The 15,174-nt window shown below is 73.9% G+C and carries 15 protein-coding genes; 11 read left to right on the forward strand and 4 right to left on the reverse strand.

Translation table 11 applies throughout. From position 1 onward, the window contains the following. Positions 1-6 precede the first annotated feature (6 nt). Positions 7-1,194: a thiolase family protein gene (locus HZZ00_RS24295; protein ID WP_180328451.1), complete on the reverse strand. Its 1,188-nt coding sequence runs from the start codon at positions 1,192-1,194 to the stop codon at positions 7-9. Between the two features lie 142 nt (positions 1,195-1,336). Here HZZ00_RS24295 and HZZ00_RS24300 point away from each other — a divergent pair, with 142 nt between their 5' ends. From HZZ00_RS24300 to HZZ00_RS24315, 4 genes are all read left to right on the forward strand, one after another. Continuing rightward, positions 1,337-2,146 (forward strand): alpha/beta hydrolase, encoded by an 810-nt coding sequence (locus HZZ00_RS24300; protein ID WP_180328452.1) that lies wholly within the window; start codon positions 1,337-1,339, stop codon positions 2,144-2,146. A gap of 105 nt (positions 2,147-2,251) precedes the next feature. Further along, entirely contained in the window at positions 2,252-2,728 is a 477-nt protein-coding gene (locus HZZ00_RS24305; RefSeq protein ID WP_180328453.1) for a DNA starvation/stationary phase protection protein, read from the forward strand. Positions 2,729-2,770: 42 nt separating this feature from the next. Next, positions 2,771-3,121 carry a DUF3140 domain-containing protein gene (locus HZZ00_RS24310; protein WP_180328454.1) on the forward strand — a complete coding sequence of 117 codons (351 nt, stop codon included), beginning with the start codon at positions 2,771-2,773 and terminating at the stop codon, positions 3,119-3,121. Beyond that, positions 3,118-3,765 (forward strand): endonuclease, encoded by a 648-nt coding sequence (locus tag HZZ00_RS24315; protein ID WP_180328455.1) that lies wholly within the window; start codon positions 3,118-3,120, stop codon positions 3,763-3,765. The genes HZZ00_RS24310 and HZZ00_RS24315 overlap by 4 nt, the downstream gene beginning before the upstream one ends. Before the next feature lie 173 nt (positions 3,766-3,938). Here HZZ00_RS24315 and HZZ00_RS24320 read toward each other — a convergent pair whose 3' ends face one another. Then, positions 3,939-4,793, reverse strand: a complete 855-nt coding sequence (locus HZZ00_RS24320; protein WP_180328456.1) for a Cof-type HAD-IIB family hydrolase — start codon at positions 4,791-4,793, stop codon at positions 3,939-3,941. A gap of 125 nt (positions 4,794-4,918) precedes the next feature. Between HZZ00_RS24320 and HZZ00_RS24325 the strand changes: the two genes are divergently transcribed. The 5 genes from HZZ00_RS24325 to HZZ00_RS24345 all read left to right on the forward strand — a co-directional run bounded on the left by HZZ00_RS24325 (position 4,919) and on the right by HZZ00_RS24345 (position 10,075). After that, complete coding sequence (locus HZZ00_RS24325; protein WP_180328457.1) at positions 4,919-5,767, forward strand: SAM-dependent methyltransferase; 849 nt, start codon at positions 4,919-4,921, stop codon at positions 5,765-5,767. 34 nt (positions 5,768-5,801) lie between these two features. Beyond that, a complete protein-coding gene (locus tag HZZ00_RS24330; RefSeq protein ID WP_180328458.1) occupies positions 5,802-7,205 on the forward strand; it encodes a glutamine synthetase family protein in 1,404 nt (467 codons plus the stop codon). Between the two features lie 2 nt (positions 7,206-7,207). Next, the gene (locus HZZ00_RS24335) at positions 7,208-8,386 is read left to right on the forward strand and encodes an amidohydrolase family protein (RefSeq protein ID WP_180328459.1); all 1,179 of its coding nucleotides are present in this window, start codon (positions 7,208-7,210) and stop codon (positions 8,384-8,386) included. A gap of 16 nt (positions 8,387-8,402) precedes the next feature. After that, positions 8,403-8,930: an NUDIX hydrolase family protein gene (locus HZZ00_RS24340; RefSeq protein WP_070029604.1), complete on the forward strand. Its 528-nt coding sequence runs from the start codon at positions 8,403-8,405 to the stop codon at positions 8,928-8,930. 347 nt (positions 8,931-9,277) lie between these two features. Continuing rightward, positions 9,278-10,075 (forward strand): hypothetical protein, encoded by a 798-nt coding sequence (locus tag HZZ00_RS24345; protein WP_180328460.1) that lies wholly within the window; start codon positions 9,278-9,280, stop codon positions 10,073-10,075. Between the two features lie 74 nt (positions 10,076-10,149). Here HZZ00_RS24345 and HZZ00_RS24350 read toward each other — a convergent pair whose 3' ends face one another. Beyond that, entirely contained in the window at positions 10,150-10,815 is a 666-nt protein-coding gene (locus tag HZZ00_RS24350; RefSeq protein WP_180328461.1) for a chaplin, read from the reverse strand. Between the two features lie 222 nt (positions 10,816-11,037). Further along, positions 11,038-13,014 (reverse strand): FAD/NAD(P)-binding protein, encoded by a 1,977-nt coding sequence (locus HZZ00_RS39130; protein ID WP_180328462.1) that lies wholly within the window; start codon positions 13,012-13,014, stop codon positions 11,038-11,040. Positions 13,015-13,143: 129 nt separating this feature from the next. On the opposite strand from HZZ00_RS39130, the gene HZZ00_RS24360 reads away from it, so the two are divergent. Together HZZ00_RS24360 and HZZ00_RS24365 are read left to right on the forward strand one after the other, a co-directional pair. Next, complete coding sequence (locus tag HZZ00_RS24360; RefSeq protein ID WP_070029600.1) at positions 13,144-13,452, forward strand: trypco2 family protein; 309 nt, start codon at positions 13,144-13,146, stop codon at positions 13,450-13,452. Between the two features lie 130 nt (positions 13,453-13,582). Then, positions 13,583-15,067: a hypothetical protein gene (locus HZZ00_RS24365; RefSeq protein ID WP_180328463.1), complete on the forward strand. Its 1,485-nt coding sequence runs from the start codon at positions 13,583-13,585 to the stop codon at positions 15,065-15,067. The last annotated feature ends 107 nt before the right edge of the window (positions 15,068-15,174 follow it).

Below are 15,174 nucleotides of genomic sequence, written 5' to 3' on the forward strand. Positions count from 1 at the left end.
GGATCTCTACGGCCTCTCGACCAGCATCGCGGTGCCCTGCCCCACGCCCACGCACATGGTGGCGAGCCCGCGCCGTGCGCCGGTGCGGCGCATGCGGTGCAGCAGGGTGGTCAGGATGCGGGCGCCCGAGCAGCCGAGGGGGTGGCCGAGGGCGATGGCGCCGCCGGTCGGGTTGACCAGGCCGGGGTCGATGCCGAGCTGGTCGACGCAGGCGAGGGCCTGGGCGGCGAACGCCTCGTTGAACTCGGCCTCCTCCAGGTCGCCGATCTCCCAGCCGGTCCGGGCGAGCGCCTTGCGGGTGGCGGGGACCGGGCCGAGGCCCATCACATCGGGGTGGACGCCCGCGGAGGCGCCGGCGACGTAGCGGCCGAGGGACTCCAGCCCCAGCTCGGACAGGGCCTCCTCGCTGACCAGCAGCAGACCGGCGGCACCGTCGTTCATCGGGGAGGCGTTGCCCGCGGTGACCGTGCCGCCCGCGCGGAACACCGGCTTGAGGCGGGACAGCTTCTCCAGCGAGGTGTCCTCGCGGACGCACTCGTCCTGCTCGACGACGACACCGTCGGGCCGTTCGACGGGGAGGAGTTCGTCGTCGAAGTGGCCGTTCTTGCGGGCGGCGGCGGCGAGTTGGTGGCTGCGCAGCGCGAACTCGTCCTGCCGGGCACGGGAGATGCCGTGCCGCTCGGCCACCTCCTCGGCGGTCTCCCCCATGGCGAGCAGTCCGTGCAGCTCCTTCATGGCGGGGTTGACCAGGCGCCAGCCGAGCCGGGTGTCGAAGGTCTCGATGCGCTGCGGCAGGGCCTCGTCGGGGCGCGGCAGCACGAAGGGGGCGCGGCTCATCGACTCGGAGCCGCCGGCGATCACGATGTCGGCCTCCCCCGCGGCGATGGTGCGGGCGGCGGCGGTGACGGCCTCCAGGCCGGAGGCGCACAGCCGGTTGACGGTGGCGCCGGGCACGGACTCGGGCAGCCCGGCGAGCAGGACGGCCATCCGGGCGACGTTGCGGTTGTCCTCGCCCGCCTGGTTGGCCGCGCCCCAGTAGACGTCGTCGATGCGGGCGGGGTCGAGCGCGGGCACCTCGGCGACCAGGTGACGGATCACGGTCGCGGCGAGGTCGTCGGGCCGCACCGACGACAGGGCTCCGCGCAGCTTGCCGATGGGGGTGCGGCGGGCGGCCGCGAAGTGGACGGGACGCACGGGTTCGACTCCTGACCTACGACGCTGTGGATCAGCACGACCGGGACAGCACTTAATTAGCACTGCTAGTTTTGGACTATAGACCCAGGGACGGCCCCCTGGGAAGATCCTCCGGAGAGCTACCGAGGCCGCAGGAGGAGAGATGCCCCACGTCCGCGCGCACACCCTCGACGGCACCCGTGGGGAGCTGGCGGTCCGCGAGTGGCCCCATCCCGCGCCCCGCTTCCTCGCCCTGCTGGCGCACGGGTACGGGGAGCACGCGGGCCGCTACGACTCGCTCGCGGCGGTGCTCACGGGCCACGGAGCCGCCGTGTACGCGCCCGACCACATGGGGCACGGCCGGTCGGCCGGCGAGCGGGTGCTGATCGAGGACTTCGAGGACGTGGTCACCGATCTGCACGCGGTGGCCGAGCTGGCCGAGTCCGCCCATCCGGGGCTGCCGCTGGTCCTGGTCGGCCACTCCATGGGCGGGCTGATCGCGGCCCGCTACGCCCAGCGGTACGGCGCGCGGCTGCGCGCGCTGATCCTGTCCGGGCCGGTGATCGGCGCCTGGGAGCTGCCGGGGCGGCTGCTGGCGCTGCCGGAGATCCCGGACACGCCGGTCAGCCCGTCCGCGCTCTCCCGCGACCCGGCGGTGGGCGCCGCGTACGCCGCCGATCCACTGGTCTGGCACGGCCCGATGAAGCGGCCCACGCTCCAGGCGTTCGTCCGCGCCCTGGACGCCGTCGCCGAGGGCGGTGCCGTGTCCGGACTGCGGCTGCTGTGGCTGCACGGGGACGACGACCGGCTGGTGCCGCTGCCCGGCAGCCGGACCGGCGTCGAGCGGCTCAGCGGCGGCGATCTGACCGAGCGGATCTTCCCCGGGGCGCGGCACGAGGTGTTCCACGAGACGGTGAAGGACGAGGCCTTCGCCGAGACCGTCCGCTTCCTGGACCGGGTACTGCCCCGCTGAGCTGGGCTGTTTGCGCGCCCCGACGCTGGGCACCCGCCCTTTCGGACGAGATCGTACGGAGGATTCGAAAGCCGTACGACGCTGACGAAAGGGGACGCAGGCACCATGACCGTGGTGAAGAGCACGCTGTCCGAGAAGGCGCTCGGGGTCACCGGGCCCGCGCTCCAGGACACTCTGGTCGATCTGCTCGGCCTGTCGCTGGTCGGGAAGCAGGCGCACTGGAACATCGTCGGGCCCCGGTTCCGCTCGATCCACCTCCAGCTGGACGAGGTGGTCGCGACGGCGCGCACCCACTCCGACACGGTCGCCGAGCGTGCCGCCGCGCTGGGCGTGCCGCCGGACGGCCGGCCCGAGACGATCGCGGCCACGTTCGCGCTGCCCGGCGCGAAGGAGGGCTGGCTGCGCGACACCGAGGTGGTCGAGCTGATGGTGTCGACGCTGGAGGCGGCCATCGGCCGGCTGCGCGAGCGGATCGCGGCGACCGAGGAGGCGGACCCGGTGACCCAGGACCTGCTGATCGGCATCACCGCCGATCTGGAGAAGGAGCGCTGGATGTTCGAGGCGGAGAACCACCCGCGCTGACGGATCCCGCCACCGACAGTTCCCGTACGGAAGGAAAGCACCATGGCCGACGCCCTGGAGACCGAGGCGCTGTGGGAGGACTTCCACCGCGTGGTCAACATGACCTCGGCGGAACTGGCGGCCTGGCTCAGGGTCCGGGACGCCGAGGAGGCGGCGGAGCCGCTGCCCGACCAGGCCGGCACCGAGACCGGGCGGCATGTCCTCGCGATCCTCCAGAAGCGCCGCACCGACCTCACCGACGACGACGTCCGGGTGATGTACGAGGTCGTCGACACCGTCGGTGACCTGGTGGACCTGGAGGACGAGCCGGAGCCCGAGCGGGCGCCGGAGGACACCCGCCGCAGGCACCGGTTGATGACGCTGGGCCACGATCCGCTGAAGCCGGGGCCGTGAACCGCGACGAGCGGGTGGTGCGGGAGCTGGTGTCCGCGTACGGGCGGACCTACGCCGAGGAGGCGGGCATCCGCCTCGCGGACACCCCCCAGCCGCTGTACCGGCTGCTGGTGCTGTCGCTCCTGCTCAGCGCCAGGATCCGGGCCTCGGTGGCGGTGGCCGCCGCCCGCGCCCTGCACGAGGACCGGCTGGACAGTCCGCGCCGGATGGCCGCCGCGGACTGGCAGCAGCGGGTCGACGCGCTTGGCCGGGGCGGCTACCGGCGCTACGACGAGCGCACGGCGACCCAGCTGGGGGACGGAGCCGAGCTGCTGGACGAGCGCTGGGGCGGCGATCTGCGCCGGCTGCACGAGGAGGCGCACGGCGACACCGGGGAGCTGAAGCGGCTCCTCCAGGAGGAGCCCGGCATCGGCCCGGTCGGCGCGGACATCTTCCTGCGCGAAGCCCAGCGCGTCTGGCGGGAGCTGGGCCCGTACCTGGACGGCAAGGCCCTCTCCGGTGCCGAACGCCTCGGTCTGCCGAAGGACCCCGCCAAGCTGACGAAACTGGCGGGAGACACCGAACCCGCCGTCCTCGCCGCCGCGTTGGTGCGGGCGGCACTCGACAAGGGCGTGGCGGAGGACTGCCTGCAACGGGCGTCGTGACCACGCCCCGCGGCCGCCGCGATCGCGGCCGCGGCATCCGCCCCGCCCCCGTCGCCTCCCGTATCGACGCGCACCCCCGTCGACGCCGGCGAACGCGCCGCCGTCCGAGGGTTGCCGCGGGAGGCTTCGTTTGTGCCCCGCGGGGGCGGCTCGTGCACGCCGGGCAGGCCGCTTTACAGCCCCAGCACCCGGGCGATCGTCCGCAGCACCCCGTTGTCGTTGTTCGACGGCGCCAGGTGGCGGGCCCGGCGGATGACCTCCGGGTGGGCGTTGGACATGGCGAAGGACCAGTCGGCGGCGTCGAGCATCTCGAGGTCGTTGAGGTAGTCGCCGAAGACCATGGTCTGGGCCGGGATGATGCCGAGGGCGCGCTGGAGCCCCCGCAGGGCGGTGCCCTTGTTGGCGGTGCGGTTCATCACGTCCACCCAGTGCTCGCCGGAGACGACGACCTGGTGGGTGCCGGCGAACGGGGCGAGCGCGGGGGCGGTGGAGCGTTCGGCGGAGCCGAAGTCGAAGACGGCGACCTTGATGAAGTCGTCGTCCACCGCGGTGACGTCGTCGACGACGCGGTGCTCGACGTAGTAGCGGCGCACCTCCGCCAGGAACGCCTCGTCGGTCCGCTCCACGTACGCGGCCCGCTTGCCGCAGACGACGGCGCCCGCGTCGCCGCCGTCCGCGCCGAGCCGCCGTACCGCCCGGGCGACCCCGGCCGCGACGGATCGGTCCAGGGGGTCCGAGCTCAGTTCGGCGCCGTCGCGCACGACATAGGTGCCGTTCTCCGCGATGAACACCATGCCGTCGGCGACGTCCTCGAACTGACGTGCCAGCGTGGCGTACTGGCGCCCGCTCGCCGGGCTGAACAGCACCCCGCGCCGGCGCAGCTCGGCGAGCATCGGCCACAGGCCGTCCGGTATCCGTTTGGCGTCGTCCAGCAGGGTTCCGTCCATGTCGGTGACGACGAGGCGGATGTCCACGGGACCGGCGGGCAGACCGGGGATGTCGAGGAGGGGCGTGGGCGTGACGGGCATGGCCTGCTTCCGGACGGGGGTCAGGGTACCCACCCAGTGTCCCCCATGGGGCGAAACGTCCCCCGGCTGCCCCGAACCGCCGACCGTGCGCGGATCCCGGGACAGGGCGATCACCCCACGGCACAATGACGGCGGGCCATCCGCACGGGAGAGGGGCGAGTGACGTGACCGACGGTGACGCCGTGACGAGCGGACCGGCGAGGCTGGACACCTCCGTGGCGCACAACGCCCGGGTGTGGAACTACTGGATCGGCGGCAAGGACCACTACGAGGTGGACCAGCGGGTCGGCGACCAGGTCGCCGGGATGTTCCCGGTGATCAGGGAAGTGGCCCGCGCGGACCGGGAGTTCCTGGCGCGGGCGGTGCGCTTCGTCACCGCCGAGCAGGGCGTACGGCAGTTCCTGGACGTGGGCACCGGCCTGCCCACCGTGGAGAACACCCACGAGATCGCGCAGCGCATCGCGCCCGAGGCACGGGTGGTGTACGTCGACAACGACCCGATCGTGCTGGTGCACGCCCGCTCGCTGCTGACCAGCTCCCCCGAGGGCGTCACGGACTACGTGGACGCCGATGTGCACGACCCGGACGCCATCCTCCGGCGCGCCGCCGACACCCTGGACCTGGACCGGCCGGTCGCGCTCATGATGCTGGGCATCCTGAACTTCGTCCTGGACGCCGAGGAGGCCCGGGACATCGTGCGGCGGCTGATGGCGGCGCTGCCCTCCGGCAGCCATCTGGTGCTCACCCACCCCACCACCGACCCCGGGGCGGGCGGCGAGGGAAACGCCGCCGCGATGGAGTTCTGGAACGCCCACGCCACCCCGCCGATCACCGCCCGCGGCCGCGCCGAGATCGCCTCCTTCCTGGACGGGCTCGACGTGGTGGAGCCGGGACTGGTGCCCTGCTCGCAGTGGCGCGCCGGGCCGGGCGCCGAAGCCGTGCCGCAGCTCGGCGCGGTCGCCGTGAAACCCTGACGCGCCTGACGGGCCGAGCCCGCGGAGGAGACGCATGACCACGCTTGCCGACCCCGTGCCCGGCGGGCGCCCCGCCGATCTGTGCCGGGTCGCCCCGCTCACCGCCGCCCTCACCGCCCAGGGGGTGCGCGGCATCGTCCTGGCCTATGTCGACACGGCCGGCGTCACCCGGGTGAAGACGATCCCGACGGCCCGGCTGGAGTCCGCCGTCTCCTGGGGCGTCGGGATGTCCCCGGTGTTCGACACCTTCCTCGCCGACGACTCGGTCGTCACCACCGACGTCCTCGGCTCCCCCGACGGCGACCTGCGGCTCTACCCGGACCTCGACCACCTGGTGGTGCTGGCCGGACAGCCCGGCTGGGCGTGGGCTCCGGTGGACCGGATCACCCAGGAGGGCGACCGGCACCCCGGCTGCGCCCGCACCTTCCTGCGCCGCACCGTCGCCCAGGCGGCCGAGCGGCACGGGCTCGCCTTCAAGGCGGCGATCGAGGTCGAGTGGGCGGTCGGGCTCGGCTCGGCGCCCACCGGGGAGTTCGTGCCGGCGGTGTCCGGACCGGCGTACGGCGCGATCCGGCAGGTGGAACTGAGCGACTGCCTTGCCGACCTGCTGGCCGCGCTCGCCGCCCAGGGCGTGGACGTCGACCAGGTCCACCCCGAGTACGCGGCCGGGCAGTTCGAGCTGTCCACGGGCGCGCTGGACCCGGTGGCGGCGGCCGACCGCAGCGTGCTGGTGCGGCAGACGATCCGGGCGGTGGCCGGGCGGCACGGCCTGCGGGTGTCGTTCTCCCCGGCGGTCCTCGCCGGGAGCGTCGGCAACGGCGGCCATGTGCACCTGTCCTGCTGGCGCGACGGGGTGAACCTGCACGCGGGCGGCGAGCGCCGGTACGGCCTGACGCCCGACGCGGAGTCCTTCGCGGCCGGCATCCTCGCCCGGCTGCCCGCGCTCACGGCGGTCACCGCGCCCAGCCCGGCCAGCTACCTGCGGCTGCGCCCCTCCCAGTGGGCGGGGGTGTTCACGGCGTGGGGCCGCGAGACCCGGGAGGCGGCGCTGCGCCTGGTCACCGGCACCACGGGCCGCCGGCACCAGGACGCCAACCTGGAGGTGAAGCCGGTCGACCTGGCCGCCAACCCGCATCTGGCGCTCGGCTGTCTGCTCGCCGCCGGACTCGACGGACTCGCGGCCGGTCTGCGGCTCCCCGACGAGATCACCGGCGACCCGGCCCGCTACGGCGCGGACGAGGCGGCGGCGCTCGGGGTACGGCGGTTGCCCGCGTCGCTGCCCGAGGCGGTGCGGGAGTTCCGCGGCGACGAGGTGCTGCGGGCCGCGCTCGGCCCGGTCCTCGCGGACGCGGTGAGCGCCGTGCGGCTCGGCGAGGCGGCGGCCGTCGAGGGCCTGGACGAGGCTCAGGTGGCGGCGGCCTACCGCTGGACGTACTGAGCATGGCGCCCACCGGGCCGGTCCACGAGGCGCTGGCCGAGCTGGAACTGGTGGATCACCACTGCCACGGCGCGGTGACCGCCGACCTCGCCTTCCACGAGTTCGAGTCCCTGCTCACCGAGGGCGAGGCATGGCCCGGCGTCTCGCCCTTCGACAGCCCGGTGGGCATCGCCGTACGACGGCATGCGGCACCCCTGCTGGACCTCCCCCGGCACGCGCCGCCGGACGCGTACGTGGCCCGGCGCGCGGAGCTCGGCGGACAGGAGGTGAACCGGCGGTTCCTGTCCGCCGCGGGGGCCGGGACGTTCTGCGTGGACACCGGCTACGCCCCGCACCCCGTCACCTCCCCCGCCGAACTGGCCCGCGCGGCGGGCGCGGTGGCCTGCGAGGTGGTACGGCTGGAGCAGCTCGCGGAGGCGGTGGGCGCGCGGGGCGTGGAGGCCGGCGAGTACGCGGCCGCCCTCCGCGCGGCGGCCGAGGCGGCGGTGCGGCGGCCGGGGGTGGTGGCGGTGAAGTCGGTCGCCGCCTACCGCACCGGGTTCGCCCTCGACCCCCGGCGGCCCGCGGACGCGGAGGTGACCGTCGCCGCCGGCCGCTGGCTCGCCGCCGGCGGTGGCCGGCTGGCGGACCCGGTCCTGGTCCGTCACCTGCTGTGGACCGCCGTCGACCTGGGTCTGCCCCTGCAACTGCACACCGGGTTCGGCGACGCGGACGTACGGCTGCACCGGGCGGACCCCGCGCTGCTCACCGACTGGCTGCACCGCGTCGCCGGCACCATCCCCGTCCTGCTGCTGCACTGCTGGCCGTACCAGCGTCAAGCCGCCTACCTGGCCGCGGTGTTCGAGCGGGTGTACCTGGACGTGGGGCTGGCCCTGCACCACACCGGTCCGGCGCGGGCCCGGGCGGTGCTGGAAGAGGCCCTGGAGATCACCCCGTTCCGCAAACTGCTGTACAGCTCGGACGCGTACGGGCTGGCCGAATTCCACCACCTGGGCGCCCTCTGCTTCCGCCTGGGCCTGGCCGAGCTGCTGCAAAGCCGGGTGGACGCCGACGAGTTGACCCTGCCCGACGCCCTGCGGATCGCGTCCTGGACGGGCCGCGACAACGCCCGCAGGATCTATGGACCACCCGTGTCCGAACCGGTCCGCGATCCCCGCGGCCGCCCCACCCGGAAAGTATGATCAAGCAATGTCTGACATGACCGAGACCACACCCGGCTGGCTGACCACGGACGAGCTGGAGATGGCCAGGGCCCGGATGCCGATCCTGTATGTCGAGGCCGTGCCCGTACGGGTGGACGACAGCGGCGAAGTCACCAGCATCGGGCTGCTGTTGCGCATCGGCCCGGACGGTACCGTCAGCCGGACCCTGGTCTCCGGGCGGGTGCTGCACCACGAGCGGGTCCGTGACGCGCTGCTGCGCCATCTGGAGAAGGACCTCGGCCCGGTGGCCCTGCCCCGGGTGCCCGCCTCGCTCCAGCCGTTCACGGTCGCCGAGTACTTCCCGACGGCGGGCATCACGCCGTACCACGACCCGCGCCAGCACGCGGTGTCCCTCGCCTACGTGGTCCCCGTCACCGGTGACTGCCGTCCGCGTCAGGACGCCCTGGACCTGGTGTGGTTCAGCCCCCAGGAGGCCGCGTCGGCCGCCGTGCAGAACGAGATGCCGGGCGGCCACGGCGTACTGCTGAAGCAGGCCCTGGCCCACGTGGGCCTGGCCTTCTGACACCACCGGTGCCGGACCGCCCACCCGGTCCGGCACCGGCTCCCCGTGCGCGCGAGGTTCCCGCACGGGGCCGAGAGCGCACCCGCTCCGGGGCCGGCGCGCCGAAGGTCGTGTTCCCCGGTTCGGAGGTGCTGCGCGCGCTGGTCGCCGCGCACTCCTTGGGCCCCCTCCGACGGCTGAACCGACGATCTTCACCCGGCTCGCACCCCTGCGACCAGGGGTTTCGGTGACGCTTTCAGGTTGTGTTCAGGTTCGCGGGACGCTGGGGCAACGGCTGCACCAGAAGCCCCAAAACAATGGCAAAGGGGGCTGGGGGGCGGGCGGTCGCGCGTGCGAAGGTGCGGGGCATGAGCACAGAGCACGTCCTCGACCGGCGGCCCGCCGGACACGCACGCGCGCGCATACGCGAGAGCGCGAGCAAAGTGCCGGAGGTCACCGTCTACTTCTGGATCGTCAAGGTCCTCACCACCGGCATGGGCGAGACCGCCTCCGACCTCCTGGCACGGGTGCTGGGCCCGATCCCCGCGGTCGGTCTCGGCGGCGTCGCCTTCGTCGCCGCGCTCGTGCTCCAGTTCGCCGTCCGCCGCTACGTGGCCTGGATCTACTGGACGGCCATCGTCATGGTCAGCGTGTTCGGCACCATGGCCGCGGACGTGCTCCACGTGGGCCTCGGCGTGCCGTACACCCTGTCCACCCCACTCTTCCTCGTCGCCCTGGCCGCCGTCTTCGCGCTCTGGTACGCCACCGAGCGGACCCTGTCGATCCACACCGTGCGCACCCGTCGCCGCGAGTGCTTCTACTGGGCGGCCGTGCTCGCCACCTTCGCCCTGGGCACCGCGGCCGGTGACCTCACGGCGAGCATCGGACTGCGGTACCTGGGTTCGGTGGTCCTGTTCGCGGTGGCCATCTGCGTCCCGGCCGTCGCCCACCGCGGTGGCGTGCTCGGCGCGGTGGCGGCCTTCTGGACCGCGTACGTCATCACCCGCCCGCTGGGCGCCTCGCTCGCCGACTGGATGGCCCTGCCGACGGGCCGCGGCGGCCTCGGCTGGGGGCTGGGCCCGGTCACCCTGTCGTGGACGGTGGCGATCGTCGCGTTCGTGGCGTTCCTCGCGGTGTCCCGCCGGGACAGCCGGGCCGTCCTCTGATCTTCCCCGACGACGGACGGGAAGGCCCCGTGGGACGTGTCCCACGGGGCCTTCCCGTTGCGCGGTGGTGCGGATCAGCGCGACGCGCCGGGGCGGAAACGCCGGTACAGGGCCGCGCCGCCGATCAGGGAGGCGGCGCCGGTGACGGCGGCCGTGAGGGTGCCGTCGGCGCCGGTCTGGGCGAGCGTGCCCGTCGGCTGGTGCACGGCCACGGACGGCGCGGGCTCCGGCACCGAGGGCGCCTGGGGGCGGGCCGGGGGCTCGGAGTGCGCCGGCGGGGTGCTCCGCGGGGGTGTGACGGGCGGGGTGGAGTGGGTGCTCGACGTGTTCTCGGAGTGGTTCCCGAAGACGGGGTTGCCGATCCCCACCACGTCCACGGTGTTGCCGCTGACGTTGACCGGCAGGTCGACCGGCAACTGGATGCCGTTGCCGGAGACGACACCCGGCGAGCCCTTCTCCACTCCGGCGGCCGTGGCCCCGCCCCCCGTCGTGGCACCGCCCTCGTGGCCCTTGGTGGCGGTGCCGCCCTTGTTGGCGCAGCTGTTGCCCATCGCGGGGTTGAGGAGCCCCACCACGTTCACGGTGTTCCCGCACACGTTCACCGGGACGTGCACCGGAAGCTGGATCCCGTTGCCGGAGATCAGCCCGGGCGAGCCGACCGCGGCCCCGTCCGCCGTGGAGTCGGCGTACGCCGTCCCGGCCAGAGCCATCGCGCCCGAGGCGGCCGCGAGGGCGATCACACCGTTTCGGGTAACCCGTTTCATAGGTTCCCTGCCTTCCAGACTTGATCGCGGGCGCTCGCCCGCGTGAAGGTAAACGCAGGGAAAAACAGGTGAGTTATGGCTTGTCAATCTTTCGGCCGGTATATGCCACGATCGCTGGCCGGTATGTGACGTCCGGCCGAGGGCGGAGCCGCGCCCGGCGCCCCTTCCGAGGCGCCCCGCAACATGTGCCGCGGCCCCTCAGAGCAGCCCCCGTTCGGTGAGCAGGGCGTGCACCGCGCCCGCCGACTCGGCGGGGGTCCGCCGGTGGGTCTCCAGCCGCAGTTCCGGGCAGTCCGGCGGCTCGTACGGGTCGTCGGCCAGGCCGGTCACGCCCGCCGCGCCGGCCGGTGCGCCCGCCGCCCGCCGGGTGTGGGGACTTCCGGCCTCCCGGGTGGCGCGGGCCGCCACGGGCGCGGCGACATGGACCTCCAGGAACGGGACGCGGGCGAGGTCGTGACGCAGCCGGACGCCGTCCCGTGCGCCGCGACCGGGGTCGCGGTCCGGCACCAGGACGATGACGCCGTTGCGCGCGAGCACCTCGGCGACCATGCCGACCCGCCGCACACGCGCGTCCCGGTCGTCGCGAACGGAGGCGGGCCCCGCCGGCAGGTCCGCGCCGATCTCGTCACCGTCCAGGACCTCCACCCGGTGGCCCTCGGCCCGTATGCGCGCGGCCAGTTCGGCGGCGATGCCGCTCGTACCCGCGCCGGGCAGGCCGGTGAGCCACACCGTGGCCCCCGGCCGGGCGGGCACCGGCACCGGACGCGCGCGCTCGGCACGCGCGATCGCACGTGTGGCCGTCGAACGGGACTTCAGCAACGTCCGCGCCAACGCGGCGGCCTGCTCCCGGATTTCGGGTACGGCGGTGCTCTCCCAGAGGTCGCCGCGCCGGTGTGCGCCCAGCGTCCACAGCGGCACGACGGCTCCGTCCCGGGCCCGCAGCCGCCCCTCGGCGGTGGTGGCGAGCCCGATCCCGAGCGGGCCGGGCAGGGCCAGCCCGGAGGAGAGCAGGCAGGACAGCAGGGGGTCACGGGACTCGGCGACCCGCAGGCCCTGGCCGGTGCAGTCCACCACCCAGCCCGCGCCGAGTTCCCGGGAGCCGGTGACCGTCACGGTGAGCGCGTCGCCGTCCCGCCGGGCCGCCGTGACCTCGCCCGTGTGCAGACGCAGCCGCCCGGCGGTGCGCAGCCGGGTGACGGTCTCGGCCGTCTCGGGCGCCATCCGGTGCCGGTGGACCTCCCAGAGGTGGCGGTGGCTGCGCAGGAACTCCGCCCGCTCCTCGTCGTCGAGTCCGGCCCACAGCCGGGAGACCAGCGGGCGCAGGCCGTCGAACGCCGGCCGCCAGTCGCCCAGCTCGTCCGTGACGCGCCGGATGTGCCGCAGCACGGCCGGGCGCAGCTGGCACAGCGGCAGCCCCGCCAGCGGCTCGGCCGGGGCAACCGGCGGCAGGGGGACGAGGGCGTGGCGCCGGGGCAGTTTTCCGTGCCGGGACAGGGCGTGCACGGTGCGTCCCGGGCGGTCCAGGGCGAGGGCGACGTCCACGGCGGTCAGGCCCGCGCCGACCAGCAGGACGTCCCGGCCGTCCGCGAGCGGTCCGTCGAGGGCGCCGGGCGCCCAGGGGTCGGAGACGAACCGTCCGGACTCCCGCAGCTCTGCGGGCGCCCAGGGTGCCCGGCCGGCCGGCGGGCCGGTGGCGATCACCACGGCGTCGGCGGTCAGCCGCGCCCCGTCGGACAGCCGTACCCGCGCCCGTCCCCCGTGCACCGAGCAGGCCACGGCACGGGCGGACCGGCGCCGGAAGGCGAGCGGGCCGCGGGCGTGTTCGACGCGGGCGGCGAGGGTGGCGAGGAGGTAGTCGCCGTAGTGGCGGCGGGGCGCGAAGGTCCGCCCGGTCGCGGTGGGCATCCGCTCGCGGACCAGCCAGCGGACGAAGTGGTCGGGCCGGTCGGTCAGGCAACTCATGCCACCGGCCGGCACGTTGAGCAGGTGGCGCGGATTCCCGGTGGAGAACGCCACGCCCGCGGCGTCCTGCGGACCGGGGTCGACCAGCGTGAGTTCCACCGGCGCGCGGGTCCGTGCGGCCTCCTCGGCGACATGGACGGCGGTCAGGATCCCGGAGGCGCCCGCCCCGACCACGACCAGCTTCAGAGGCTCACGTCCGTGCGCGTCGACCATCCGTACCTCCGCGGGTTGTCCACCGAATCGGTGGATTATAGGGCGAGCGGTCACGGCGGGCCGGTGCGCCGCCGCACACGGTGCCGTTTCGGCCTGCGCGCACCACCGGCACGCCGATAGGATCGCCATGTGATCGAACTCGCTGAAATGATCCGGGAGTTGAGCCAGCAACTGGACGCCGCCCTGACCCAGGGACCGACCGGTGCGGTGCGGTTCGAACTCGGACCGGTGGAGATCGAGGCGGACGTCGTGGTGGGCCGCAAGGGCGGGGCGAGCGGCAAGGTGCGCTTCTGGGTGGTCGAGGCCGGGGCCGACGGCCGGTTGGAGACCTCGCGCACCCAGCGGATCCGCCTCACCCTGCACCCGAAACTGGTCACTCCGGACGGGACACAGATAAAGGTGCTGATCTCCGGGGAGGAAGACGAGGGGGAGCGCTGACCGGATCGCCGGGGCGGCGCGTACGCCGTGCGCCCCCAACACCCTGACGTGGCGGGAGCAGTGGCCGTACGCTGGTCGGCACCGTCACCGGGTACGGACTGGCGGCTGGTGGCGATCGGAGGTCACGGGGGTGGAAGGACGGAACCCCGCGCGGGTTCGCAACGAATTGGTGGCCGGTGTCGTCGACGTGCTCCAGGAATCGGCCACCCTGCGGCATCCGGCCAGTGCCGAGCTGCTGGTGACCATGCTGAGCCAGGAACTGGGCACATCCGTCGAGCCGTTGGGGAACGGGACGCTGCGCCCCTATCTGCTGCGCCTCGTGGAGAGCTGCGCGGGGGTCCCCGACGGACTGCCCTGCCTGGTGCGCTGCCTCGGTTATGTGGAGCAGCAGTCCGTCACCGTGCTGGCGCTGCGCCGCCTGGTGGACGAGTGGGAGGCGGTCGACTTCTTCGACGGCGCCGATCTGCACCCGCTCCGCCCGGACCTGCTGGAACTGCGCTCCGCGGCCACGCTGGCGGCGATGGCGCGCCGGGCCAGCCGCTCGCGCACCCAGGAGCTGCCCCCGTGGTGCGACACCGGCTGGGCGGTGTTCTTACGCCTGGCCGGAGGCAACTCGGCGGCGCGGGAGCTGCCCGTGAGCATGGCGTTCCTGTCACTGGCCGCCGACCAGCTGGTCGAGGACGGACAGCGGGAGGCAGCCGAGCGGCTGCGCCGCTGGAACCGCGCCCAGGCCCGCGTCTGGAATCTCGAGGACCAGATGGCCGAGTGGCAGCTCGGGGGCGTCGCCGAGCCGCAGACCACCCCGATGCCGGCCTATCTGATGATCCAGTTCGAGCCGGACGGGGTGGATCCCGACCGGTACTACCTCTCCCACTGGCGGCAGTCGGACGCCGAGGGCTGGCACCCCGTTCCCGGACAGACGCTGCACCTGCACCGCGACGAACTGCCGGCCAAGGTCGACACGCTCATCGAGCAGACCGAGGAACGCTGGTCGGATCTGCGGCAACCCGTCGTACTCGAATTCATCCTTCCGTGGGAATTGCTGGGGGAGCCGGTCGAGTGGTGGCACAAGGAGGCGGACTCCGGCTCGCCCACCCCGCTGGTGATGGACTACACGGTCCTCGTCCGCAGTTTCGAACGCCTGCGCAAGGCCGCGTGGCACCGCCCCTGGCACAACAAGTGGCGCCAGTACAAGGAGCGTCCGGCGGACACCCACTCGTACTGGAACCGCCCCGGCCACTCCCACTTCCATCTGGAACGGGAGTTGAAGGAGGACGAGCAGGCCGTCTGCCTGGTGCTCAGCGAGCCGCCGGGCGCGGACTCCGGGGCCGGCCGGCAGGAGTACCTGGCGGCCCTGCGCGCGGGCGTGCCGGCCATGATCTGGCACCGCGGCGACTGCTCCGACCCGGCCTTCAAGGAAGCGGTGGCCGACATCGTGCAGGACCGGGGACTGGCCGGGCTGCTGGAGCGGACCGGACGTTGGCGCAAGGAGGCACTGGCCATGGGGCCGGAGGGGTGGGACAACCATGTGGGACGCCATCTGGCGATCCTGTTCGACGATCCCGAGCGCAAGCCCGAGCCGCCTGGTCCCGCCCACGCGCCGGTGAAGCCGTGACGCGGCCCGCCGGGCCCCGGCGGCCTTCGCCCGTCCGCGCGTCGTGAGTGGGGGTGCCCGACATGCACCAGCGTGAATCCACCGGCCCCGGTCCCTTCCGCGTCCGC

Source organism: Streptomyces sp. NEAU-sy36 (genome assembly GCF_013423905.1).
In the GTDB taxonomy this organism is placed as follows: domain Bacteria; phylum Actinomycetota; class Actinomycetes; order Streptomycetales; family Streptomycetaceae; genus Streptomyces; species Streptomyces misionensis.